The organism is Weissella cibaria KACC 11862, assembly GCF_000193635.1.
Taxonomy (GTDB): domain Bacteria; phylum Bacillota; class Bacilli; order Lactobacillales; family Lactobacillaceae; genus Weissella; species Weissella cibaria.
Genome location: NZ_AEKT01000020.1, coordinates 23,162 through 46,078 on the forward strand (window position 1 = coordinate 23,162; position 22,917 = coordinate 46,078).

The 22,917-nt window shown below is 45.0% G+C and carries 25 protein-coding genes and 1 riboswitch; of the genes, 1 reads left to right on the forward strand and 24 read right to left on the reverse strand.

The window, feature by feature from the left end; translation table 11 throughout:
* Window positions 1-16: 16 nt before the first annotated feature.
* Window positions 17-403, reverse strand: coding sequence for a hypothetical protein (locus ESE_RS0104085; protein WP_010371684.1), 387 nt, complete (start codon window positions 401-403; stop codon window positions 17-19).
* Window positions 404-544: 141 nt separating this feature from the next.
* Between ESE_RS0104085 and ESE_RS0104090 the strand changes: the two genes are divergently transcribed.
* A complete protein-coding gene (locus ESE_RS0104090; protein ID WP_225070619.1) occupies window positions 545-1,024 on the forward strand; it encodes an NUDIX hydrolase in 480 nt (159 codons plus the stop codon).
* 83 nt (window positions 1,025-1,107) lie between these two features.
* On the opposite strand, the gene ESE_RS0104095 is transcribed toward ESE_RS0104090, so the two are convergent.
* The 23 genes from ESE_RS0104095 to ESE_RS0104205 all read right to left on the reverse strand — a co-directional run bounded on the left by ESE_RS0104095 (window position 1,108) and on the right by ESE_RS0104205 (window position 22,914).
* Entirely contained in the window at window positions 1,108-1,485 is a 378-nt protein-coding gene (locus ESE_RS0104095) for a hypothetical protein (protein ID WP_010371688.1), read from the reverse strand.
* Between the two features lie 258 nt (window positions 1,486-1,743).
* Complete coding sequence (locus ESE_RS12350; RefSeq protein WP_010371691.1) at window positions 1,744-1,887, reverse strand: hypothetical protein; 144 nt, start codon at window positions 1,885-1,887, stop codon at window positions 1,744-1,746.
* 52 nt (window positions 1,888-1,939) lie between these two features.
* Window positions 1,940-2,473, reverse strand: a complete 534-nt coding sequence (locus ESE_RS0104105) for a hypothetical protein (RefSeq protein ID WP_010371694.1) — start codon at window positions 2,471-2,473, stop codon at window positions 1,940-1,942.
* Window positions 2,474-2,590: 117 nt separating this feature from the next.
* Window positions 2,591-5,776 carry an AAA family ATPase gene (locus tag ESE_RS0104110; RefSeq protein ID WP_010371697.1) on the reverse strand — a complete coding sequence of 1,062 codons (3,186 nt, stop codon included), beginning with the start codon at window positions 5,774-5,776 and terminating at the stop codon, window positions 2,591-2,593.
* A gap of 2 nt (window positions 5,777-5,778) precedes the next feature.
* Window positions 5,779-6,948: a metallophosphoesterase family protein gene (locus ESE_RS0104115; RefSeq protein WP_010371700.1), complete on the reverse strand. Its 1,170-nt coding sequence runs from the start codon at window positions 6,946-6,948 to the stop codon at window positions 5,779-5,781.
* Between the two features lie 70 nt (window positions 6,949-7,018).
* Window positions 7,019-7,951, reverse strand: coding sequence for an L-lactate dehydrogenase (locus ESE_RS0104120; RefSeq protein WP_010371703.1), 933 nt, complete (start codon window positions 7,949-7,951; stop codon window positions 7,019-7,021).
* A 76-nt stretch (window positions 7,952-8,027) separates the two neighbouring features.
* Entirely contained in the window at window positions 8,028-9,236 is a 1,209-nt protein-coding gene (locus ESE_RS0104125; RefSeq protein ID WP_010371705.1) for an MFS transporter, read from the reverse strand.
* A 110-nt stretch (window positions 9,237-9,346) separates the two neighbouring features.
* Window positions 9,347-9,865: an ECF transporter S component gene (locus ESE_RS0104130; RefSeq protein WP_010371707.1), complete on the reverse strand. Its 519-nt coding sequence runs from the start codon at window positions 9,863-9,865 to the stop codon at window positions 9,347-9,349.
* A 1-nt stretch (window position 9,866) separates the two neighbouring features.
* Entirely contained in the window at window positions 9,867-10,664 is a 798-nt protein-coding gene (locus ESE_RS0104135; RefSeq protein ID WP_224228594.1) for a bifunctional hydroxymethylpyrimidine kinase/phosphomethylpyrimidine kinase, read from the reverse strand.
* A 179-nt stretch (window positions 10,665-10,843) separates the two neighbouring features.
* Window positions 10,844-11,119, reverse strand: coding sequence for an HU family DNA-binding protein (locus ESE_RS0104140; protein ID WP_010371713.1), 276 nt, complete (start codon window positions 11,117-11,119; stop codon window positions 10,844-10,846).
* 246 nt (window positions 11,120-11,365) lie between these two features.
* Window positions 11,366-12,676, reverse strand: a complete 1,311-nt coding sequence (der, locus tag ESE_RS0104145; protein ID WP_010371715.1) for a ribosome biogenesis GTPase Der — start codon at window positions 12,674-12,676, stop codon at window positions 11,366-11,368.
* A gap of 185 nt (window positions 12,677-12,861) precedes the next feature.
* Window positions 12,862-14,094, reverse strand: coding sequence for a 30S ribosomal protein S1 (gene rpsA / locus ESE_RS0104150; RefSeq protein ID WP_010371718.1), 1,233 nt, complete (start codon window positions 14,092-14,094; stop codon window positions 12,862-12,864).
* Between the two features lie 99 nt (window positions 14,095-14,193).
* Window positions 14,194-14,868 (reverse strand): (d)CMP kinase, encoded by a 675-nt coding sequence (gene cmk / locus ESE_RS0104155; RefSeq protein WP_010371721.1) that lies wholly within the window; start codon window positions 14,866-14,868, stop codon window positions 14,194-14,196.
* Window positions 14,869-14,962: 94 nt separating this feature from the next.
* Window positions 14,963-15,607 carry a LysM peptidoglycan-binding domain-containing protein gene (locus ESE_RS0104160; protein ID WP_010371725.1) on the reverse strand — a complete coding sequence of 215 codons (645 nt, stop codon included), beginning with the start codon at window positions 15,605-15,607 and terminating at the stop codon, window positions 14,963-14,965.
* An 80-nt stretch (window positions 15,608-15,687) separates the two neighbouring features.
* Window positions 15,688-17,130 carry a RecQ family ATP-dependent DNA helicase gene (locus ESE_RS0104165; protein ID WP_010371726.1) on the reverse strand — a complete coding sequence of 481 codons (1,443 nt, stop codon included), beginning with the start codon at window positions 17,128-17,130 and terminating at the stop codon, window positions 15,688-15,690.
* Window positions 17,123-18,175 (reverse strand): YpbB family protein, encoded by a 1,053-nt coding sequence (locus tag ESE_RS0104170; RefSeq protein ID WP_038228910.1) that lies wholly within the window; start codon window positions 18,173-18,175, stop codon window positions 17,123-17,125. The genes ESE_RS0104165 and ESE_RS0104170 overlap by 8 nt, the downstream gene beginning before the upstream one ends.
* A gap of 129 nt (window positions 18,176-18,304) precedes the next feature.
* Window positions 18,305-18,883, reverse strand: coding sequence for an ECF transporter S component (locus tag ESE_RS0104175; RefSeq protein WP_010371732.1), 579 nt, complete (start codon window positions 18,881-18,883; stop codon window positions 18,305-18,307).
* A gap of 87 nt (window positions 18,884-18,970) precedes the next feature.
* Window positions 18,971-19,102, reverse strand: a riboswitch (FMN riboswitch).
* A 26-nt stretch (window positions 19,103-19,128) separates the two neighbouring features.
* Window positions 19,129-19,647: a hypothetical protein gene (locus ESE_RS0104180; RefSeq protein WP_010371735.1), complete on the reverse strand. Its 519-nt coding sequence runs from the start codon at window positions 19,645-19,647 to the stop codon at window positions 19,129-19,131.
* A gap of 86 nt (window positions 19,648-19,733) precedes the next feature.
* Window positions 19,734-20,321 carry a TMEM175 family protein gene (locus tag ESE_RS0104185; protein WP_010371738.1) on the reverse strand — a complete coding sequence of 196 codons (588 nt, stop codon included), beginning with the start codon at window positions 20,319-20,321 and terminating at the stop codon, window positions 19,734-19,736.
* A 48-nt stretch (window positions 20,322-20,369) separates the two neighbouring features.
* Window positions 20,370-21,137: a pseudouridine synthase gene (locus ESE_RS0104190; protein ID WP_010371741.1), complete on the reverse strand. Its 768-nt coding sequence runs from the start codon at window positions 21,135-21,137 to the stop codon at window positions 20,370-20,372.
* 5 nt (window positions 21,138-21,142) lie between these two features.
* On the reverse strand, window positions 21,143-21,778 hold the full coding sequence (gene scpB, locus ESE_RS0104195; protein WP_010371743.1) for an SMC-Scp complex subunit ScpB: 636 nt from the start codon (window positions 21,776-21,778) through the stop codon (window positions 21,143-21,145).
* Complete coding sequence (locus ESE_RS0104200) at window positions 21,768-22,550, reverse strand: segregation and condensation protein A (RefSeq protein WP_010371745.1); 783 nt, start codon at window positions 22,548-22,550, stop codon at window positions 21,768-21,770. The genes scpB and ESE_RS0104200 overlap by 11 nt, the downstream gene beginning before the upstream one ends.
* On the reverse strand, window positions 22,543-22,914 hold the full coding sequence (locus tag ESE_RS0104205) for a hypothetical protein (protein WP_010371748.1): 372 nt from the start codon (window positions 22,912-22,914) through the stop codon (window positions 22,543-22,545). The genes ESE_RS0104200 and ESE_RS0104205 overlap by 8 nt, the downstream gene beginning before the upstream one ends.
* Window positions 22,915-22,917 lie beyond the last annotated feature (3 nt).

Sequence of the window (22,917 nt, forward strand, 5' to 3'; positions counted from 1 at the left end):
TCAATCTGTTTCAGTTTTAATCTTCAAAAAGTTCCGCCAAGCGGTTCATTAGGTAGGCTTCCGCCGCTTCTACGGCATCTTCTAATTCCTCAGCATCATCTTCAGTAAAATTGCCAACAGCTTCGCGATTATGCAAATTACGAATCGTCAACAAGGTGGTGCGTTCACCATCTGATAACCCCGTATGCAGATTCTCCAAGGCACGGCTCACCATGTCATCGGTGGCTGGTAATTCAGCAAACACTAAAAATGATTGCATAATCTTACGGCGCTCTGATTCATATTCAGCGTGGATGTCTTCTTCCGGGCGTTGGGCTTTGGCAACTTCTGCCGTTTCACGCTCAGTCACTTCGTCTAGGTACAAAACCGTCCCTAGCTCTATATCAAATTCATCAAACGTCATATCAACCTCCTGTACGTTGCTGTGGCCCTTATTGTAACATATTCACAGAAGTAAGTTAGTCAGCCAAACTAGTAAAAACGTTAATCGAAGCGCCACAGCCACTATGATACAATGAGCTTTAGTTAAAACCTCGGGGGTCCTATGATGGTGATGGAAAATTATTTTAAAGCACTGCGTGAAAAAATCGGCCATGATGAAATTATTATGCCAGGTGTCGCCGGTGTTCTATTCGATGCCACACGTACAAAAGTTTTGCTGGAAAAACGTGGTGATGGTGAAGTTGGCTGGAGTTTGGTTGCCGGCATGCAAAACTTGGGCGAATCTTCGGTGACCACGATTATTCGGGAATTTAAGGAAGAAGCCGGCATCGATGTGGCGGTAACAGCCTTAATCGGCGTTGACTCAAATTTTCACCACACTTTTCCAAGCGGTGATCAAGCCCAAATACCAATGACCTTGTACGAAGTTAAACAGACCGGTGGTGAACTGCGCGCGGATGGGGATGAGACCTTATCACTCGCGTTCGTCCCGCTAGCTGATAATCCCAAAATGTATAACGTCCAACACCAACTAGTCATCGAACAATTACAGCGTCAGGCACCTTATGGTTGGTTCTTCTAATAACTATAATCAACTGCCACTATTTTTAGCACATCAACAAAAGGCCAGCCCAGAAAATTCTGAGCTGGCCTTTTCATTGATAGTTAATCTATTACCTGACCAATCGTTGCCAATACATTAGCCCGGTAATCTGTTGACGTCGCATTTAATTGACGCATCTTGTAATAGGCATCCTTATAATCAAAATCACCACGGCGCGTTGCTGCGTAAACCATTAATAAGTTGCAGGCGTCAGTTAACGAGTCCATTGGACGCAACTCGCCACCCGCTTCTAACGTACGGATGTCGGTCATATAGTCTTCGTGATCAAACTCATACCACGTCTGCATCTGCAACAAGACACCAGTTGCCCATCCTTCTTCGCGGACAATCGAAGACATCGTTTGTCCTGCTCGCATCTTCCGTAAAACATTATTAAATCGGTTGTTCACATTCAGAATACTTGTCGCAATTAATGCCATTTATCATTACCTCTAAATCAAAATCTTTCTGAATTTATCTTACCACAAGTTTGTGAAATAAAGAACAATAATTACAACAAACATCAATTGAACGCGCTTACAAAGCGGTTTTTAATTGTGAAAACCTTTTCATTTTGTGATTAGTCCGACAAAATAAAAGGTGTCTGGCTTAAAATCAGCCAGACACCTTTTATCACAGCAGTTAGTGGGCACGTCAGTAGTCTAAAACCCACCGACATTCCCAGTCTGCTTTATTGTTTACTTATCTTCTGCCAAAAAGGCATCGATTTCTGCTGGTGAATCAACCAACTCAACGTGAATTAAACCACGCTTCAATTGTAACTCGGTTTCCTTCGTCAATCGGGTTGCTTGCTTCTTTGCTAACTTCTCAGACTTCTTCATGAGACGGCCTCTTTTCATTTAATACCCTTATTATACACGAAGAAGCATACTCTTAATTTTCATTTGTTCGATGCAACTTTGCAAAGCACGTCATCACCCAGTGTTCAACATCAGCTGCTGCCGTTGAAAAGGTCACCGCATACCAAACGCCGAGCACCAATGCCATCAAACCAACTGTAAACATTACTGACCACACACCACTAATGCCCATATTAGGGAAAACAAAATAATCCAGTAACATAAAAATTATTGGACTCGCAATCACCAGGGTTAAGGTCATCATTAAATCATTTTCGTGTTGGGTCCGCGCTTTGTCGGCCGCCACGTACAAATCGTGAGTTAACTCATGCAACCCAGTTGCCGTCAAAATCTGTACCTGGTCCTGTACCGCAATCGGTAAAGCTTGCTTGATCAAAATAGCAGCCATCACGCTATCACCTGCAGCACGTGGCGCCAAGAAACGTGCGCGGCGCTTAGGTAGCATCGCGTACAAATCCGTTGCATTTAATTTTTCAGCATAAATACCATCTTCATTTTGAGCAAATACGATTATCTCGTCTGCCAATGGTTGTACAACAAAAAACATCGCACACACCTCCATCACTAAGCCGTTAAATTTCTCTCCGAGGGACCATTATTCCCCTATTCACTAACAAAAGCAATGCGTTTGTTCTAGAAATTCCGGTAAAGCGGTTTCATTGGTTTAGACCATTCTATATGTCAGACGACTACGTCCATCCCCGAGTTTCGTAACCACCATCTGTTGCTGAATTTGGCGTTTCATTGACTCCACGTGCGAAATCACACCAATCAAGCGACCACTTTGCTCGACCATCGAGAGCGCCTCCAAGGCCTGATTCAATGTGTTACTGTCGAGTGAACCAAATCCTTCATCGATAAATAGCGCATCAATTTTGGCACCACCAGCTCGACGTTGCACAATCTCTGCCATCGACAACGCAATCGACAGCGCCGCAATAAATGATTCCCCACCTGACAACGTGCTTGTCGACCGGACTTTACCACCATCTTGATCATAAATATCAATATCTAGTCCATTCTGGTTCGCCCGTCCTGCCTGCCGACTTGAGAGCACAAATTGGTACCGACCACTTGATAAGGTACCAATATAGTGTTCATTCGCATAGGTTAGGACCTCATACAGGAAACTGCGCAAGACATATGGCTCCAGGCGTAAGTGTAACAAATTGTTACCGTCGACCGCCTGAGTCAATTTAATCAAATCAGCTGACTTTGCCGTGATGGCATCAATGTCTGTTTGCAATTTCAAAATTGTAGTCTGTTGCTGTTGCAAAGACTCTAAGAGCCATTCCGCTTTGTTTAAACGTTCAGTTGCTTCATCTAAAGCCGTTTGTTTTTGTGTCAATTCAGCTTGTAACTGTGACAAATCTGGCCGTTCTTGACCAGCAGTCAACGCTCGGCTCTGCGCAATGGCTGTCGCGACCGTCTGACGTTGTGTGTCATAAGCAGCCAATTGCCGTTCTAATTGAATTAATTCATCCGGTTGATTCTGAATGCGATCTAATAACGCCTGTAGCGCCTGTTCATCCGCAACGGGGCCATCAGTAATCGCAATTCCCAGGCGGCCCTTCGCTTCATCTAATGCCGTCTGGTACGTATTTTGTTCTTGATTTAATACCAAACGTCGTTGCGAAAGCTCTTGCTGCGTTTGTTCGGCGGAACGAATTTTCTCATCAGCGCTCTGAACAACTTGTTGATAGGTCGCAATTTTTTCAGTCAATGCCTGTTGTTCAACCTCATAATCACTGACTGTTGAAAGCGGTCCGTCCGAATTCAATTCGTGTTGTTCACTGTCATTTTCAGCCAGCTGCGTCGTAATGCCCGCTAATTGCGTTTGCGTCCGTGCTAGATTCGTTTTAACAGATGCAATCTCCTCCGTCACAGTCGCTAATGTCGCTGTCAGTTGTTCTTGTTTAGTAACCTGATCTGATAGGTGCTGGCGAACTTGTGCGATGACAGTCTGTACGGTTGACGTATCATACGTGTCTGGCAACAAGTTGTTTGGAAACACGGTTGCCCATGCTGTGAAAAACTGATTATACTCACTCGCAAATCCGTCTCGTTCTGACGTAAGTTGCTTTGCCAATGTATCATACTGTTGTTTGGTTTGTGTAGCGTCCGTCGTCAAACTTGCTTCAGTCGCGATTGCCTGTTGCTCTGCAGTCTCAGCCTCATCAACAGCCGCCATAGCCACGTTAATTTCAGCATACGAGGTGCTACCAACGTGCGGGTCAGCTCCCTCGCCCGTATAAATCTGGCCACAAACCATGCAAGCCTCACCAATTTTCAGCTCACTATGAAGTTGTTTAATCATGAGTTCCCGGCGCAATGTCGCCTTCGCTTCACGCATCGCGATGACATCCTGCAGATTAGCTTTAGCCGTATCTAGCTTACGTGTCACCCGCATCAAATTCTCAGCCTGTTGTGCGACCTTTTTTTCAGTTTGTTGCAGACGTTCATCAGTCCGTTGTAGCTCATCAGCTTGGGTAGCAAAAACCAACAATTGCTCACGCGATGATGAAACAGACGCTACTGTCGCCAAAGACGTTTGTAGCTCAACTTCTTTGGCAGTTAATTCAGCCAATTGCGTCTTTAACTGGGCTTCGTTAGTTTGTCGTGTTTGCCGTTGCTGGGCCAACTGAGTCGCTTGCGTAATCAGCATTGCCAGACGTTGCGCATTAGGCAACAAAGTCCGTGTAATTGTCGTCAACCGTGCTTCAGCAATCTTAATATCAGCTGCTTGTGTTAAAAGTTCCGCTTTCGTAGCCGTCGCCTCTGACAGGCTATGGGTTGTGGCCGCTTCGCGTGTCGCCAGCTGTGTTAATTCAGTTGCCACCCGCGCTAGTTGTTCTTCATATCGCGTCACATCATTCACGATACTTTGCTGTTGGTTTCCCCACTGCAATAGCGTCGCTTGCTGCCGTTGCTCATTAATTTGATCGGCTTGTTCATCAAGTAGTTGTTGCTTTGCCGTATTTTCAGCCAACAACTCAAATTGACGATTTAATTGTTCGGCCGCTTTCACCCGTTCCTGCGATTGCGCCACGGCCGTTGTTGCCGTCGCCTTTTCAGTTTCACGCGCCGTCACCAGGTCTGTTAAACGCGCAATATAAGCAGTTAAAGCTGTGATTTTCTCAACGGCCGTCGGTGCGCTATCTGCAATTGCTGGATCATCCCACGAAATTTGTGACAACGCCACATCCCGCTGGGTCTCAAGATTCGTGACTTGTTTTAACGTGTCTTTTTGTTGTTCCTTCAACGACTCCGTGAACTGATTAAAAACTTCCGTCCCAAATAGACTCCGCAAAATGGTCATCTTATCATCGCTCTGAGCGGCCAAAAATTCACGGAACTGATTCTGTGGTAACAAAATGATTTTGCGGAATTGGTCTGCATTTAGATGCAATAATTCTTGAATCGCATCCCGCACAACCGGAATTTTCTCGCCCATCGCCGCGATAGGCACTTGTAAAGTTTCGTCAACCTCAGTCAATGACACTTCGGCTTTACGTTCAGTGGTATCATCGTCGGATTTCGCACCACGCTTTTTCTTTAATTGTTGCGTCGGTTTGCGACTAATTCGATAGTACCGTCCGTTATGCTCAAACCAAAAAGTCACAACCGTCTCCGCTGTTGTGGGCGCAAATTCACTGCGCATTTCCTCTGGCTTACGTTCACTGGTTCCTTCACCAAACAAGGCGTAGGTCATGCCATCAAACATTGTTGTTTTACCGGCACCGGTATCGCCAGTGATCAAAAACAATTTTGATTCTGTAAATCGCTCAAAATCAACCGTCGTTTGTTCGTAGGGCCCAAAATATTGTAACGCTAATTTAATTGGACGCATCTTTATCCCTCTTCCTGTTGGCGTAACTGTACTAGTGTATCTGCGATAACACGTTCTTGCGCTGCGGTTAGTGATTCTTGTGTGACTTCTTGGTAGAAGGTCGCAATCAAATCATCATCGGACACATCATCGGCAACGACTTCTGGAATAACCTGATCAACCATCGTGAGTGCCGGTAAGTCATACTGCACTTCGACGACATCCCCATAAATGTCAACCAACGTTGCGCGTGCATTCGTTGTGTGTGCAACGCCCTGAATGCGAATACTAAAAAAGTTGGCATGATTTCTAGCATACTGTTGATAAAATTCAGGACTTATCAAAGTCTCAAACGGTGCTGATAGGACAATCAAATCTTTAGTCGGTGTAATTGGGTGCCAAGTCGTGTGGACCGCGTCGGGTGTGATATCAACAATAAAGACCCCTTTCTCCGTTTGTGCTTCCTTGGTATTGAATTTAACAGGCGATCCAGCATACTGAATTGTTTTAGTTGGACTAGCTTGGCGTAAATGCAGGTGGCCTAACGCCACGTAGTCAAATGCTGAAAATTGGTCAGCAGTGATCCCCTTCAATCCACCGACGCGTGAATTCGTTTCACTAGTAAATTCATAGTCTTCATTACCTGCGCCTGTCACATAATAATGGGTGACCAAAATATGTTGCTTGTGTGGATCAAATGTTGCCACCATATCTTGCACAATTCGGTTCATAACCTGTTCAATACTTTGGTACGCCGCCAATTCGTCTTCTGGGATTTGATAATAAACACGCGCGGTTGTTGGTTCGATAAATGGTAGTAAATAAATTTGCGCTTCTGGCGTTTCCACTGGTTTAAATGCACCCGCTAGCGTTGTATTAAGGAATAACCCGGTTTGCTCACGCCACTCATGGCCCGCTCCCAGACGTGTCGCACCGTCGTGATTCCCAGAGACTGCGTAAATCGGTAAATGATGGGTCAGGTTCATTTCTTTCAGCATCCGCTCCAAGGCCGTCACTGCCTGTGTTGATGCAATCGCGCGATCATAAAGGTCGCCAGCAATAATGACCCCGTCGACTTTTTCAGCAATCGCAATGTCTAACATCTTTTTAAAAGCAGCTTCCTGCTCTGATAACAAACTGAAGCCACCTAATTCTTTACCGATGTGCCAATCAGCTGTATGTAATAATTTCATGTGTCTCTCATTTCTCAAATGAAAAAGGCGACCAAACACGCACCGCTTGTTTGGGTCACCTTTCAGTGTCTTACAATGTGTCGACAATCTCGTCAAACTTTTCTTGGATAAAGTCACGTGATGCTAATAGCTTTTCTTGCTCATCAGTTGTTAAGTCTAGATTAGCTTCTGCTAACACGCCGTCACGGCCAATCACCGCCGGGTATGACAAATAAATGCCCATATCATCACGTCGGTTCGAAACCACTAATTCTGCGTGCGCATCAGCCATCACAGCTTTTGCAATCCGAACTGCAGCCGTTGCGACACCGTAACTCGTATAACCTTTGCCGTTTAACACGGTAAAGCCTCCCTTACGCGCTTCGGCTTCGATACCGGCCAAATCAATATCACCAGCATCAGCCAGCTTAGCAATTGGCTGACCAAGTACTTGCACCGTTGACCACGCGACAAATTGCGAATTACCGTGTTCACCTAAGTTATACCCGGATACTGAACGAGGGTCCAAGTCAAACGCCTCACCCACCGCACGTTGCATACGTGCCGTGTCTAGCAAGGTTCCCGTACCAATCACCTTATGTGTTGGAAATCCAGTAACTTGCTGGAATAATGCGGTAATAACGTCGACCGGGTTTGAAATCACAATCAGAACCCCGGTAAAGCCCGATTCTTTTAAATTGGTCCCCACCGATTGCACCATACTACTCGTAAACTTTAGTTCCGCAAATCGATCACCGCTTGGATTGTCCTGCTGTAACTTAATGTTCCCTAACGTCGAAATCACAACATCCGCGTCTTCCAACGCTGACCAATCATTAATTGTGATATTACCATGCATTTCTAAATTAGCCATCGCATCTTGGAAGTCCAGTTGATCCGCCGTTACCTTACGCTCGTTAGCGTCGATAAATACGTAATCATCTGCAACCCCTTGTGCAATTAACGCGTGTGCCACTGCACTACCGACGTTCCCCAACCCGATAATTCCGACTTTACGTGCCATATCATCCTCCAAAGTTTTAATAATTTCATTATACCGAAAACGGCCATTGTTCTCCACCGAACAACAGCCGTTACCTTTATGCTTTAAATAAATGTTTCGTTGCCGCCATCAACAATGCGGCTGCAATCATCAAAACCACCAAAATTAGATAAACAATATTCTGAATTTCGCCAGCTGGATTTGCCGTAAAGGCCATCCCGTAAAGCATCGGTCCAAACGCAGACATGAAGTAGCCACCGGCCTGAGCCATTCCGGATAGTCGCGCAGTTTCAACTGGTGAATCCGTCTTTGCAGCAAACATGGTCATCGTGTAAAGGAAGAAGAACGATGTCGCAAAACCAATCAAGACGGTTAATGTCCACCAATATGCCAGCGATGACGTATCCTGATTAAACAACATGATTGCCCCAGCCAGCGACAGCACACCCGCAATAGCAATTGCCATCATCGTCCCACGACGACGCATGTGAACAAGAATGTTTGGTACAATAATCGAAATTGGCATACCGATAAATGAGTAAAATGACATAATAACTGAAATTGCCCCTGCTGACACGTGATGATGAGCCATCATCGTTGGTAACCAAGCAACTCCCGTGTAATTAATCGTGGCCTGAACCCCGAACACAATCAAGAAAGGCCAGGCCCGTACATTGGTCCAAATACGCTTCTTAGGCGCTATGACTTGTTTTTCAGTCGCGGTTGTTTTCACTTTTTCTGGCACCAACCGTGCCGTATAGAACCAAAAGCCCAAAACAATTGCTGGCAATAGCACCAATAACCACATCACTGCATGCCAACCGAACGTCGCAACAACCGGTGCAGTTAACAAACTAAATGCGGCTGAACCCACCATAATCGTGAGTGAATAGAGTGATGTATAGACCCCGACTTTATGTGAAAAATAAGCAGCCACAAACGAAGGCATAAAGACATTTAAATGGGCAATACCAATTCCCACAAACACCGTGCCCAACAGCATCGTTGGCATCGTCACAACCAGTCGCAGTGCCGTCCCCAGAAAAATACTTGCAATTGACAAAAATAATGCTTTTTTAAGGCCAAACACAGCCATTGTTTTGGATGCAAAGTTTGAGATTAACAAAAACATCACCAATGGAATCGTTGTTAATATGCCTAACTGACCGCTAGGAACACCTAACTCCTGCGATATTTGTGACAACATCAATGGCAATGTCGTAATTGGCGACCGCATAATTAATCCGATCAACATGACACTTGCTGCTAATGCAATGCCCGTCGGTAAAACTTGTTTCTTACTCATGTACCCGCTCCTAAACCTTTTAAATCAAGATATCCAGCATACCATTGTTTCAGATATGAAAAAAGCCACCAGACGTCTCAATCTGGTGACTTTTTTGTTACTTTGCAAAGTTAGTGACTTTTAGGCATCAAAATCTTGCGCAACGGTACGCTCAGCAACAAGGCCAAGATAAACCCGGCCAATACTTGCATAATGTTAGCTGGTACATCGGCTAGTCCCGCCAAAAAGGCTGGACCAAGCTGCATTTTTGCACCACCGTTCAACCAGATTAAGAATGAACCGGCTAACCAGTACCCAACAACCATCACCAAACCGCCTAAGAAATTGCCAAAGACGCGCTTCCCAATCGAAGGATTTAACCCATACTTACCAATCACCCAACCTTCACCACCATGAATAAGTAATGAAAAGATCATCCATTGGGGATAACCAGCAAGTAAATCAAGCAATAAACCTGTTAACCCACCGACCATTGCGCCGGTTCTTGACCCATAGTGCCAAGCTGCGATAAAAATACCAGTTTCCACCAATGATACAAAGCCTGTTGGCGTCGGTATCTTGGCGACATAACTCAAGACAATATTGATAGCGACAATCACGGCCGCGATGGTTAATTGTTTCGTTTTCATTTTATTGTTCCTCACTTAAACGTCGTGCTGCCTGCCAAACATTACCAACCGGCAACGCCTCGTTTAACGGTACCCCATGTTTAATACCTTCGTACACAAATGCTTTTGCATCTGAGACTGCATGCGCCGTTGTTGCCCCAGCAGCTAACTGACTAGCTATCGCGGAAGAAAACGTGCAACCAGCTCCATTATTGTAGGCATTGGCCACCTTTTCTGTCTTAAAGGTCTTCAGACCATCAGCCGCCACTAAAACATCAACTGCTTCCTGACCAGCTAAACGCTTACCGCCTTTCACCACGACCGATTGGGCGCCCATTTGTTGCATGATACGCGCTGCCTCAGTCATATCAGCGGCTGTTTTAATCGTTCGACCGCTTAACAATTCTGCTTCCACTAAATTCGGTGTGGTAATAGTTGCCAACGGCAATAATTCAGTTTGAATGGCTTTCACCAGTTCATTGACGTTCGCCGTGCTTGTCTCTTTAAAAGCCATCACCGGATCAATTATGACTGGTAGGTGACTGGCATACTCTTTTAAATACTTCGCCACCAGTTCAACGTGTGCAACAGTCGGTAGTAAGCCAACCTTCACACCAGCAATATCGTCAATCGCAAAAATTGCATCAAGCTGGGCCGCTAAAATAGCAATCGGCACAGGATGAATGGTGAAATCATCTGGCGTGACAGTCACAATACTGGTGATGGCACTAAGCCCAAAGTAACCATATTCATTAAACGTTGCCAAATCGGCCTGAATGCCCCCACCAGCCAAAACGTCCGAACCTGCAATCGTTAACATTTTTGTTGGTTTCAATCTGCCATACCTCCACATCGATATCAATAAGATTAAGTTTAGCACAGAATTTTATGAGAATGTATGAAAAAATAAAAAGAGTGAATATCATCATTCACTCTTTCCATATATCAACCTTTTTGGCCCCACGAATTACCGTGAATGCCAGTATTACAGGCTTTAAATTACTTGATGGCGTCCTTCAAGGCCTTACCAGGCTTAAAGGCAGGAATCTTTGATGCAGCGATCTCAATTTCCTCACCTGTTTGTGGGTTGCGACCCTTACGAGCTGCACGTGTACGAACTTCGAAGTTACCAAAACCAATCAATTGTACCTTGTCACCCTTTGCCAAAGTATCTTGGATTGATGCAAAGACAGCATCAACTGCTGCCGTTGCGTCCTTCTTAGTCAAACCAGTTGTCGTTGCAACGTCGTTTACCAATTCTTGCTTGTTAGCCATGTTAATATCCTCCTGCTTAATAGCTGATTGGGATTCCCAATGTACGAAATGAAACTCGTTGTTCCCTTATTTCGATATTTAGAATAGCATAGTTACTTGACCTTAACAAGCGATTGTTTGCTTAAAACGTTGATATAGCGCGCTTTTCAGCCTTTTTCAACAAAAATTCATGTTTTGCCATCATTTTTCGTACAAAAAACGAAAAAGCACCAAATCCGAACGGACCGGTGCTTTTTATTCACTTGCTTACGTACGAGCACGCTTAATCAAGTGAATTGGTGTTCCTGTAAAGTCGAATGACTTACGAATTTGATTCTCGAGGAATCGCGCGTAAGAGAAGTGCATCAACTCTGGATCGTTAACAAACACCACAAAAGTTGGTGGTTGAATGGCAACCTGTGTTGCATAGTAAACACGCAAACGCTTACCATTTACCGTCGGCGTTGGGTTCAAAGCCAACGCGTCCATAATCACCTCATTCAGTGTTGCAGATTGCACACGCTTTTGGTGGTTTTCGTTAACCTGCTTAATCAACTCAGGCAACTTATTCAAACGTTGCTTCGTCTTGGCTGAAACGAAAATAATTGGTGCGTATGATAAGTATTGGAACTCATCACGAATCTGGTTTTCGAAGTCAGACATCGTGTGATTATCCTTTTCCAGGGTATCCCACTTGTTAACCACGATGATAATAGCCCGACCTGCTTCGTGCGCATAACCTGCCACGTGCTTGTCTTGCTCACGAATACCTTCTTCAGCGTTCAATACCATCAAAACAACGTTAGAGTCATCAATCGCACGCATCGCACGCATCACTGAATACTTTTCAGTCGACTCGTAGACCTTACCACGCTTACGAATACCAGCAGTGTCAACCATGACAAACTCATCACCGTCAGCAGACGTGAAGCGCGTGTCAATGGCATCACGTGTCGTTCCTGAGATGTCAGAAACAATAACACGTTCTTCACCTAGGATGGCATTCACAAGTGATGACTTACCAACATTTGGACGACCAATGAATGAGAAGCGGATTGAATCATCATCTGCTTCGTTGTCCGTTTCTGGGAAGTGTGAGACAACTTGATCTAACAAGTCTCCCAACCCAGTTCCGTGAGAACCTGAGATTGGGAATGGATCACCAAATCCCAACGCATAGAACTCATAGATTTCTGAACGCATTTCAATGTTATCGACCTTATTAACGGCCAATACGACTGGCTTTTTTGAACGGTACAAAATTTTTGCAACGCGTTCGTCAGCTTCCGTTAAACCTTCTTGCGCAGAAACCATGAAAACAATCACATCAGCTTCGTCAATCGCAATCTCAGCTTGTTGGACAATTTGCGTCATAAATGGCTCATCAGCCATGTCAATTCCACCAGTATCAATTAGACGGAATTCGCGGGTCAACCATTCTGCGCGCGTATAAATACGATCACGCGTAACGCCTGGTGTGTCCTCAACAATTGAGATACGATCACCAGCAATACGGTTAAAAATAGTTGACTTACCGACGTTTGGGCGGCCGACAACGGCCACAACAGGAAATCCCATGTTACCCTCTTTTCTGTCAGCGCACCGAGGCGGCCGACGTGTTCATTACTATTTTCGATTATACTGTTTAATACAGTATGTGTCTGTTATCGTGTGACCAGCACAAAAAATAGCCCATTTACGAAATTAAGCGTGCGTTAGGACAACCCAACACACGCTTAATTTTTTAAGCTATTAAAAGCTGATTAGTTGAAGTCCTTGAAGATATCTCCAAAGGCATCACCCAACGTAGCTGAACCCTCTTCTTCTGAAGTTGAGTAGTTAGTTGGAGCTTGTTCTTGGCGAGGACGACGTTGGCGACGAGGACGATCGTTGTTTGATTGACCTTCTTCGCGAGCAGGAGCCTCTTCCAAAGCCTTGATTGACAATGACAAACGTTGCTTGTCAGGGTTTACTTCCAAAACCTTAACCTTAACCTTGTCACCGGCCTTCAAAACATCACTTGGGTTAGCGATGTGCTTGTGTGAGATTTGTGAAACGTGAACCAAACCTTCAACACCAGGGAATACTTCAACAAAGGCACCAAAGTCAACAACGCGCTTAACAGTACCTTCCAAAACAGTTCCTTCTGGAGCTTCTGAAGCAGCAGCTTCCCAAGGACCAGGTTGCGTAGCCTTGATTGACAATGAGATACGTTCCTTTTCAGGATCCAATCCCAAAACCTTAACCTTAACATCTTCACCAACTGACAAAACGTCTGAAGGTTGTGAAACGCGCTCGTGTGAGATTTCAGATACGTGTACCAATCCGTCTACACCACCAAGGTCGATGAATGCACCGAAGTTAGTCATACGGGCAACCTTACCTTCAACGACGTCACCAACTGACAATTCGTTGAATACACGTGCCAATGCTGCTGAACGCTCTTCGTTCAAAACATCACGACGTGACAAGATCAAGCGGCTGTCAGCAGCGTTGATCTCAATAATCTTCGCGCGAATAGTTTGACCCTTGTATTGGTTCAAATCTTGCACGAAACGGTTCTCGATCATTGAAGCAGGCACGAATCCACGTACACCTTCAACGTCAACAACCAATCCACCCTTAACGACTTGCGTTACAGGTGCTTCCACAATGTCATCAACATTGTGCTTGCTTGCGATTTCTTCCCAAGCACGACGAGCTTCCAAACGACGCTTTGACAATAGGTATGATCCACCTTCCTTGTCAGAACCGATAGTTGAAACCACTACCAAATCCAAAACGTCTCCTACCTTGACAAGGTCATTAACGTTAGCATCACGGTCAGCCGTCAATTCGCGCATTGGGATAACACCCTCAACACCGGCACCTTCGATACCTACGATAACTTGACGAGCATCGTCAATTGCCAAGACTTCACCCTTAACTACATCGCCAACTTTAACTTCGGCTACGCTGTCAAGAGCTGCCAATAGCTCGTTGTTCTCTTCGTTCATTACAATATATCCTCCTGGTCACACGACTCTAGTAGTTATTATACCTAATCCTTTTATAAAATACTAGTAGTCACGGCCAACTTTCTTTACTAATTTATATTATTTGTTGGTTTTTGTCGCGATGATATCTTTGACTGCTGCCACAACACCATCAATTGACAAACCGGTTGTATCTAATTCAACTGCATCGTCAGCCTTCTTGAGTGGTGAAATTTCGCGGTGCGAGTCAAGATAATCACGTTTTTCAATCGCAACTTCCAACTCAGCCAACGTTGTGTTCATGCCCTTAGCTTGGTTTTCCTTAAAACGACGTTGCGCACGTTCAGCAACTGATGCAATCAAGAAAATCTTAACTTCCGCATTTGGTAAGACAGTTGTACCAATATCACGACCATCCATCACAACGCCACCCTTGGCTGCAATGTCACGTTGTAAAGCGGTCATTGCTTCACGAACAGCCGCATACGCAGAGACCGCTGAAACATTGGCTGTTACTTCAACAGAACGAATAGCTTCGGTCACTTCTGTGCCATTCAAGAAAACCCGTTGCACAGGTTCACCCGGTTCAAAAGTAATCGTTAGGTCTGGCAATAATGCCGTGACCCCTGCTTCATCTTCCGGCTTAACGCCGGCTTGAAAAGCAGCTAGTGTAATTGCGCGATACATCGCACCAGTATCAACATACACAAAGTTTAAATCTGATGCCAAAATTTTGGCAATCGTTGACTTACCTGCTGATGCAGGCCCGTCAATCGCAATTTGAATCGGATTCATTTCAGTAAGTTCCTCACTCGTTAATTTAACAATTAATTGTACGCTATTTCAGAACAAAATAAAAGAGACACACGATCATTGTGTCTCCTTATTTTTACTTCACTTTTAGCGATTGTCCGTAGTAACTCGAATAATTTGCCGCCGTTAAACCTGGATTCAACGAGTAAAGTGCTTCAGGGGTTGTCCCATTCGCAACGGCAAAGCTGTACAAAGTACCTGATTCGAATTTTACACTTCCTGCCTCGTCAGCTTCTGATGAAGAAGATGATGCTGATGACGAACTAGCTGATGACGAGGATGCCGCCTCGGAACTTATGCTACTTGTCGCGGCATTCGCAACGCTTTCTGACTCAGCGACTGCCTTAGACGATGCTGCGGCTTCTTTCGCTGCTTTTTCGCTGGCTGCCTTTGCTGCCTTTTTCGATGCCTGTGTGGCTGCCTGCTTTGCCCGTGACTCTGACTTAGCCGTTTCCGTTACTTTGCTTGTAGTCGTCGTGGTCTTAGTTGATGATGCAGCTGGCAATTCCGTGTTAGTGGTCGCATCTACCGGCTTATTCAACGCTTGCAAATACTTGTAAACGGGCACAAATGACAGAGCAATCACAATCAATACCAAAATTCCAACAACCATGCTGACACGTTGTGACTTACGTCGATTTTGTGTACGTGAGTATTGCTCAGGCGTGTCTTCTTTAAAAGACGCTTCCCATGGCTGTTGTTCATTATTTTTCTCGGTCATGATTGGTCTCCTTACTTCTCTTTTGATTACACCTTAGTCTACACTAACGGCTCATCAAAATTTAGTGTCACACCCATTCCTTAACCTAAATTAAAAAGTTTTGCCACTTGCGTACGCCAATCCGTCACACCAACTGGTTGTTCATCCTGTGTCGTCGCAACTAACGCAAGTTCTTCAGGGTGCCAATCATGTGCACCGACCGACTCAGTATTTGGTGCACCGGTCGTCTCATCCCCAAAGTGCGTTAGTAACGTCGCGCGGAGACCAGACGGTGACTTAGCATACCCAACCAAACGCGCTAAATCAGCCTGCCGTTGTTGCCGACGTTGTTCAAACATGTCTGCAATTTGATCTGCTGTTAGGCCTTGCTTGGTATAAAAGTCTAACAAATTAGCCTTATCTTTACCAATTTCATCAGTTCCAAAACGCTTTTCAAGATAGCCAAAAATCACTTCACGCGTTGGAATTGTACTATCGATCATATGCAATTGCATCGTTTCATCACCGGGCACATACAACAAAACAGCCGCTGATTGCTCGCCGTCACGCCCGGCACGTCCGATTTCTTGTAAATAATTTGCTAAATCATTACTCAAATGATAGTGAATGACATAGCGAACATCGTCTTTATCAATTCCCATACCGAAGGCTGATGTTGCCGTAATCACGTCAATTTGTCCCATCATAAACTGTTGTTGAATCCGGTAACGCGACATTGTATCCAATCCCGCATGGTAAGCAGCCACACGTTGGCCGGTTGTCTCACGCAACCATTCGGCCATTGAAGTCGCTAGCTTGCGACTTGAAAAGTAGACAATCCCGGGCTCTTTCAACTGCCGCACTAATTCAGCCAAACGTTCACGCTTTCGGCCTTCGTTATCTAGCTGCTCAGTGTGCAAATAAATATTTGGACGATCCACTGATTGCCGGTAAATAAACCAATCTTCTGGTACTAACCCAAATGGTGATGTGATATTTGACATCATTTGAGGAGTTGCTGTCGCCGTTAATAACAAAAGTTGTGGTTGGCCAAGCTTCTGATGGACTTGTGGCAAGGCCAGATAGTCGGGCCGAAAATCAGGCCCCCAACTCACAATCGTGTGTGCTTCATCAACAACCAACAAATTAATCTTTACTTTTCGTAAAGCTGATTGGACCACCGTTTGACCAAGCATTTCAGGAGACACAAACAAAAACTTATATTGGTTCAAACCACGCAAAATCGTACGGCGGGCATCTTGTGGCAGTGTTGAATTTAACGCAACCACCTTAGACTCACCCGCATAATTCAAACGGGCCACTTGGTCTTGCATCAAAGACAGCAATGGCGTCACGATGACAACTAATCCTTCGCGCAGATTACCCATCATTTGATAAATAAGTGACTTACCACCACCCGTTGGCAACATCGCCAATGTATTTTTACCAGCAGTTAACGCTTCCAACACCTCTGCTTGACCTGTCTTAAAGCTGGTAAAACCAAACTTGTCCGTCAATACGGCGGTCAATGCTTCCTTATCCACGAGCAGCCACCTCCATTTTGGTTAAGTAAATTTCATATAAACGGAACAAGAAGAACTCACGTGGATCATCTGAGGTCCGCACCGTTGTAAATTCCCATCCATCAATTGGGCCAACCAATTTTTCTTCAAAGTAACTCACAACATCTGGCGTTAAGTAGTTTTTATAAGGAAAATCACGAATTGGTAGCCAAATAGCCGCCGTTAATAAATGCTCACGGATTGTCCCAACTTTCAAACGACGACTCTTCACCATTTCGTCCATTGGACGTCCTGCGATCACACCGTTGTATGACGCTTGCACGCTGTTTGGCAACAAAGGCCGGTGGGCAACTGAATCCCACAACAACTTCAAGGGCGTATTTGCCCCACGTTGTAGTTCCTCAGACCAAATAGCATACTGATCTAATTGCCAGAAATAAAAATCTTCATCCGTCCAGGTTGCTGGGAAACCAAGTTGTTCAAAATTGAAACCCGGTGTGTTGTGACCGACCCATGTGGCAACCAAACGATCGGCATCTGCCTGTGGCCGACGCTGTAAGAAGCGCTGAATTGTTAAGGCCCAAGTGGCAGCCAAGCGTGGCGAATTCATATTTGCGTACCATTGCTTCACCGCCAGCATTGTGCGCGGATCGATTTGCAAAGGATAATACTTTTTATTTTCGTAAGCGACCTCAGAAACGACTTGGTTCGCTAGCCAAAAAGCTTGCATGAATGTCAGCACGTCATACTTGAGCAAAACAGCTAAGTGCTCGGGTACATAATGCGCAGTTTGGTAGGCCATTTGCGCTTCCTGACCAGCTGCGGTCAACACGTACTGGCCTTCTGTCACTTCGGACAACAACCCCTCTGTTACCAACGTTGCAATGCGCTGATCAAAAGTTGCCTTGTCCAATCGAGGCATCAAACCTGAGATTTGCAATAAATCATAACGCAGACCCCAATACTCCGTTGACACCGTTGCTTGACGCTTCAATAAACCAAAAATCACCCTGTGCCGGCGAGGTTCATCTGCCGAAAACAGGGTGATCAAGAAATCATTTGTCAACTGCTTGACCACCTCTCACTATTTTCTACTCAGTTTAAAGAAGAAATATCAGTCGTGCAAGCAATTTAGGATAAAGCGGACGGTCATAGCGCAGGTTCTACCCAACAACATGACCAACCATCATTGAAATTAATTTAATTGAGAATGCGTGTTCGTGATGACACGTCGCAAAGCAACAAAGACCAGACCAGCCACTGCCGTTAGGATGATGCCTTCAATCAAGTTAAACGGTATTACCATCCAAAGCAAATATGTCCCTAGACCAATCGTTGCCTTAATATCGAAATTAGCAAACATCGCATACAACGGTACCGCATAAACATAATTCAAGATGACCATCGCCAACGTCAATCCAACTGTTCCCAAGATTGATCCCGCGATAAAGCGTTTAACGGTCAGCTCACGATGTCCCACCATCAACATAATGACCGTCAATAAAACGCCCATCGCGACAATGTTCATTGGTAGCCCAATGTAGTCATTCACACCCGAATTATTTAAGAGCACCTTCAATAGTGAGCGTAAAATTAAAATTGCGTAACCACTCTTTAGATCAAGCATGAGTGCACCAATCAAAACCGGCACAAACGAAAAATCAATCTTTAAAAAAGTTGCACCAGGTATTAATGGGAATTGTGGAAATACCATTAATACAAACGAAATGGCCGCCAATAAGGCGATAACCGTTAACCGACGCGTCTTGTTCATGAAACAAATCCTCCACCTGGCATATTAAAAGGCCGGTTTCTTCACGCCAGGGCGACGTAAAAAAACCGACCATTACCAGTCAATTTATAAGTTCTTCTGCATACCAGACTTTACTGTCGGTCATGGAATCACACCATGTCAACCGCATTCGCGGGTCGCGGACTTACTGCGTTGCAGCTTACCGCCGGTCGGGAATTTCACCCTGCCCTGAAGATATTAAATTATTGGTGTAACCTTACCACGCATTAACCATCTAAGTCAACCTTGTGACGGAGCTTGTCGTATGTGTGCTTTTCATTATTCAACAAATCATAAATCCGCCGAATTTGCGGTGCAAACCACTTTAGCGTCAAATCTTGCGTCCCCTGCAATGTTTGAATTTGTAGGCGTCCTCGAATCAATCCTGTATCCGGGTTAATCGTATTCACTTGATCCAAGGTCATTCGTAATGAATCCAAATGGAATGGTCGCCAATGTGCAAAATACAAAGTTCCTGAATCACCGAGCGCAAAAGCATACCACTTATAACGGCCGGTTGGTTCACCAGCATCCGTCAAGCCAGCCATTTTAGTTAAAAAGGCTACCACAACCGTTTCATCATCAGCCAACGAACTCTCAATATTCTTGAAATGCTTACGTCCTAGCCAGCCCATTGGCTTCCATAGTAATGGCCAGCCAGCAACCTTGTGGCTTTTTGCGAAATCATACATACCTTCGCCAGTCTTCATAAAATTACGACCCGTTCTTGTATCCGGTGTTGCCATGGTTTATACCTCCGTCTTTCGTGCATATCAGCATTATTGATCAAATCGAAATGACCAGTTTGTTATATTCTATCAGACTTTTACCATCACAAATCTTCCAAAGCTCTGACGTGAACGACCGCCCGTAAGAACAGCCACCCACCCGAAACCACTAAGACCATCCCACCAGTGACCGGTGGCCAAATAAAAGCCAGCCCGGTGCCGACTAATCCAATTGCAATCAAGCCAATTCGACTACGATTCACTCGTCGCATCCGCTTTTGAACAACTGGATTTGCCAGGTGCTTCGACACAATGTGGCTCAAGTTGAACAACGCGCCCACCGATAAGACATAAACTAAACCATACGTTACGCTTGGCGCAACACTATTTGGAAATTCACCAAACCAGGCAGTCGTTATCGGTACCAATGACATTGGTAACAGTGTCAATACATTAATCCAGAGCAACCCACTATCAACTTTCTTTAAATTGCTGATAATCAGATGGTGACTAACCCAAAAACTCGCAGTAATAATAAAGCTCACCAAATAAGCTAAAAAGGTGCTCATCCAGGCATCATTCATAATCGCCGTCCAATTACCATCCGATGGTATCTTTAAGTCCAATACCATAATCGTAATGATAATTGCGAAAACCCCATCACTAAATGCTTCTAATCGTCCTTTTTCCATCATCCTCAACTCCTACAAAAAAAGACGGCCAAAACCGTCTTTTTTAGCTTACCAACGTCCTGCAGACTTTCGGTATTGCTTGCCGGCCTTCAAGGCTTGCACTTCTTCATAACGTAATGGGCGGTATTCACCAGGTGTCAACCCCGCTAAATCAAGCATACCGTAACGTTCACGGGTCAGCTTCAATACTTCGTGGCCAACCGCCTTCATCATTTCCTTGACTTGGTGGTACTTACCCTCATGAATCGTCAACTTGACAATTGCTGTATGATTCTTAGTATTCGTCGACGTGATTTCAGCACGAGCTGGCGCAGCCTTAAATGTTGTATAACGGCCATTTTGCTTTGTTCGCACCGTCACCCCATGACGTAATTGTTCAAGTTGTTCGTTCGTTGGGATGCCCTTCACCTTTGCAACGTAGACCTTATCGATGCGGTAACTTGGGTGCATCAAGCGGTTTGCGAGCTCACCGTCATTAGTCAACAGCAAAACCCCAGTCGTGTCGTAATCTAAACGGCCTACTGGATAGACACGCTCTGGTTCATCCACAATATCCATTACCGTTTGACGGCCCTTATCATCATTTGTCGTCGTAACGACCCCACGTGGCTTATTCAATAAGAAATAAACCAACTTTTCTCGTGAGTCGATTGGTTCACCACTTACTTCGATTTTATCTGATGGTTCTACCTTGGTACCTAACTCACGAACTGTCTTACCGTTCACTGTCACTTTACCGTCTAAAATTAATTGTTCAGACGCACGACGTGAGGCAACACCCGCTTGAGCCATTACTTTTTGCAATCGTTCTGCCATAGGTATTAATTATCTCTTTCTGCTGTTTCAGCTAACTCAGACAAATCAACGTCAAACGCTGATTGTCCACTTTCTTCAGTCATTAATGGCAGCGCAACATCTTGCTTTGCCCGTAATGCATCTAGTGCTTCTGCGGTAACAAGGGGTGGCAATTCTTCTAAATCGCCCAGACCGAAGTAATTTAAGAAGTACTCCGTTGTACCATACAGAATTGGCCGGCCCGGTTCATTAGCACGTCCACGACCTTCAACTAGGTTACGCAGCGCTAATTTTTGAATCGTTGCTTGTGATTGCACACCGCGAATCTCGTCTACTTCGACTCGCGTAATCGGTTGTTTATAAGCGATAATTGCAAGCACTTCTAATGAAGCCTGTGAAAGCGCCGTCGTTAACGGTGCCGTAAAATAACGATGGATCGTATCAGCTAGCACCGTCTTCGTGACTAGTTGATACCGTTCGTCAGTTTTCAGCACATCTAACGCGCTACTTTCATCAGTCGCATACTTCGCTGCCAAATCCTCAAGCAACCCAATCACAGCCGGTTTTGCAAAACCAGTAGCTGCCGCCATTTCTGCTACGGTGATACCTTCATCCCCAGCCACGAAGAGCAATCCTTCAATTTGCTGTAGACTATTCTTCATCGTCCAGTTCCTCATTCTCATCATATGGCACGTCACCCAGTTGCAACCGGATGGTGCCGAATTCATTTTCCTGTGTAACGACCAAATTTTGATGACGCACAAGTTCGAGCATCGCCAAAAAAGTGGTTACAAGTTTATCACGACTATCATCTTCACCAAAAAACGACGTGAACGTACGCTGTTCGCTAGGCATCATATCTGCCATCATGCGTGACATCTGCTCGCGAATTGACCAAGTCTCGCCACGTAACGTTCTTGGCCGCACTTGCTTTTTCGTCCGATTAGCAACCATCTGATTGAACGCCAGCTGCAAATCAAAGAGGCCCAAGCCTTCAGGGAGCGGTGCCACCTCAATATCTTCTGGAATAGCCATCGGTGCCCGCGAAAATTGTAATTGTCGGCCCTCTTCACGTTCACGCAAATCGTCAGCTGCCTGTTGATAACGCTGATATTCCAATAATTGGGCCATCAACGCTTCACGTGGATCCTCTTCATACACAAACTCCGCCAGATCCTGGTCGTATGTCAATTCTTCATTCTTAGGAATCAAATACGTAGATTTAATCGACATCAAAGTTGCAGCCATTACCAAAAACTCACCTGCAATATCTAAATTGCGTTCTTCAGCTTGATGCAAAAAATCTAAATATTGCTCTGTGATGGCCACGATTGGGATATCTAAAATATCCATTTCATTTACTTTAATTAGATGGAGTAATAAATCAAGTGGGCCATCGAACTCATCCAAATGATAGGTTACTTCTTCAGCCATTCGCTAATTTCCGCCATTCCGTTAAAATCGGTTGGGTTGCAATGGTGCCCACTAGCACTTTGTCTGCATACCGCATTTGCAGCGCTTCATAGATTTCGGCACCAACCTGATTACGTTCATTTTCGGCAACTTCGGGGCCAAAAACCACTAACCGTAATACTGCAGAGTCAAAAATTTTCTCGATACCGACCACTGCCACGTAATGTTGGGTTATCGGAGACTGCCACAACAAAATGTCTCGGCAATCGTCAGCTTGATACCATTCAATCTCACGTTGCACCGATGCAACATCGTGTAGGCGTGGCAAATATGAAAGCAAGCCCATTGCAATTTTGGGTTGATCTTTTCGAACAACGACTAACATGTT

Excerpts from the sequence above, each read along its gene's own strand:
- scpB (WP_010371743.1), bottom strand. The coding sequence starts at position 21,778 with ATGAAGAATAGTCTACAGCAAATTGAAGGATTGCTCTTCGTGGCTGGG.
- ESE_RS0104095 (WP_010371688.1), bottom strand. The coding sequence starts at position 1,485 with ATGGCATTAATTGCGACAAGTATTCTGAATGTGAACAACCGATTTAAT.
- ESE_RS0104140 (WP_010371713.1), bottom strand. The coding sequence starts at position 11,119 with ATGGCTAACAAGCAAGAATTGGTAAACGACGTTGCAACGACAACTGGT.
- ESE_RS0104175 (WP_010371732.1), bottom strand. The coding sequence starts at position 18,883 with ATGAACAAGACGCGTCGGTTAACGGTTATCGCCTTATTGGCGGCCATT.
- rpsA (WP_010371718.1), bottom strand. The coding sequence starts at position 14,094 with ATGAACGAAGAGAACAACGAGCTATTGGCAGCTCTTGACAGCGTAGCC.
- ESE_RS0104090 (WP_225070619.1), top strand. The coding sequence starts at position 545 with ATGATGGTGATGGAAAATTATTTTAAAGCACTGCGTGAAAAAATCGGC.
- cmk (WP_010371721.1), bottom strand. The coding sequence starts at position 14,868 with ATGAATCCGATTCAAATTGCGATTGACGGGCCTGCATCAGCAGGTAAG.
- ESE_RS0104130 (WP_010371707.1), bottom strand. The coding sequence starts at position 9,865 with ATGAAAACGAAACAATTAACCATCGCGGCCGTGATTGTCGCTATCAAT.
- ESE_RS12350 (WP_010371691.1), bottom strand. The coding sequence starts at position 1,887 with ATGAAGAAGTCTGAGAAGTTAGCAAAGAAGCAAGCAACCCGATTGACG.
- ESE_RS0104085 (WP_010371684.1), bottom strand. The coding sequence starts at position 403 with ATGACGTTTGATGAATTTGATATAGAGCTAGGGACGGTTTTGTACCTA.
- ESE_RS0104125 (WP_010371705.1), bottom strand. The coding sequence starts at position 9,236 with ATGAGTAAGAAACAAGTTTTACCGACGGGCATTGCATTAGCAGCAAGT.
- ESE_RS0104105 (WP_010371694.1), bottom strand. The coding sequence starts at position 2,473 with ATGTTTTTTGTTGTACAACCATTGGCAGACGAGATAATCGTATTTGCT.
- ESE_RS0104115 (WP_010371700.1), bottom strand. The coding sequence starts at position 6,948 with ATGAAATTATTACATACAGCTGATTGGCACATCGGTAAAGAATTAGGT.
- ESE_RS0104185 (WP_010371738.1), bottom strand. The coding sequence starts at position 20,321 with ATGGAAAAAGGACGATTAGAAGCATTTAGTGATGGGGTTTTCGCAATT.
- der (WP_010371715.1), bottom strand. The coding sequence starts at position 12,676 with ATGGGATTTCCTGTTGTGGCCGTTGTCGGCCGCCCAAACGTCGGTAAG.
- ESE_RS0104190 (WP_010371741.1), bottom strand. The coding sequence starts at position 21,137 with ATGGCAGAACGATTGCAAAAAGTAATGGCTCAAGCGGGTGTTGCCTCA.
- ESE_RS0104200 (WP_010371745.1), bottom strand. The coding sequence starts at position 22,550 with ATGGCTGAAGAAGTAACCTATCATTTGGATGAGTTCGATGGCCCACTT.
- ESE_RS0104160 (WP_010371725.1), bottom strand. The coding sequence starts at position 15,607 with ATGACCGAGAAAAATAATGAACAACAGCCATGGGAAGCGTCTTTTAAA.
- ESE_RS0104205 (WP_010371748.1), bottom strand. The coding sequence starts at position 22,914 with ATGTTAGTCGTTGTTCGAAAAGATCAACCCAAAATTGCAATGGGCTTG.
- ESE_RS0104110 (WP_010371697.1), bottom strand. The coding sequence starts at position 5,776 with ATGCGTCCAATTAAATTAGCGTTACAATATTTTGGGCCCTACGAACAA.
- ESE_RS0104135 (WP_224228594.1), bottom strand. The coding sequence starts at position 10,664 with ATGTTAACGATTGCAGGTTCGGACGTTTTGGCTGGTGGGGGCATTCAG.
- ESE_RS0104120 (WP_010371703.1), bottom strand. The coding sequence starts at position 7,951 with ATGGCACGTAAAGTCGGAATTATCGGGTTGGGGAACGTCGGTAGTGCA.
- ESE_RS0104180 (WP_010371735.1), bottom strand. The coding sequence starts at position 19,647 with ATGGCAACACCGGATACAAGAACGGGTCGTAATTTTATGAAGACTGGC.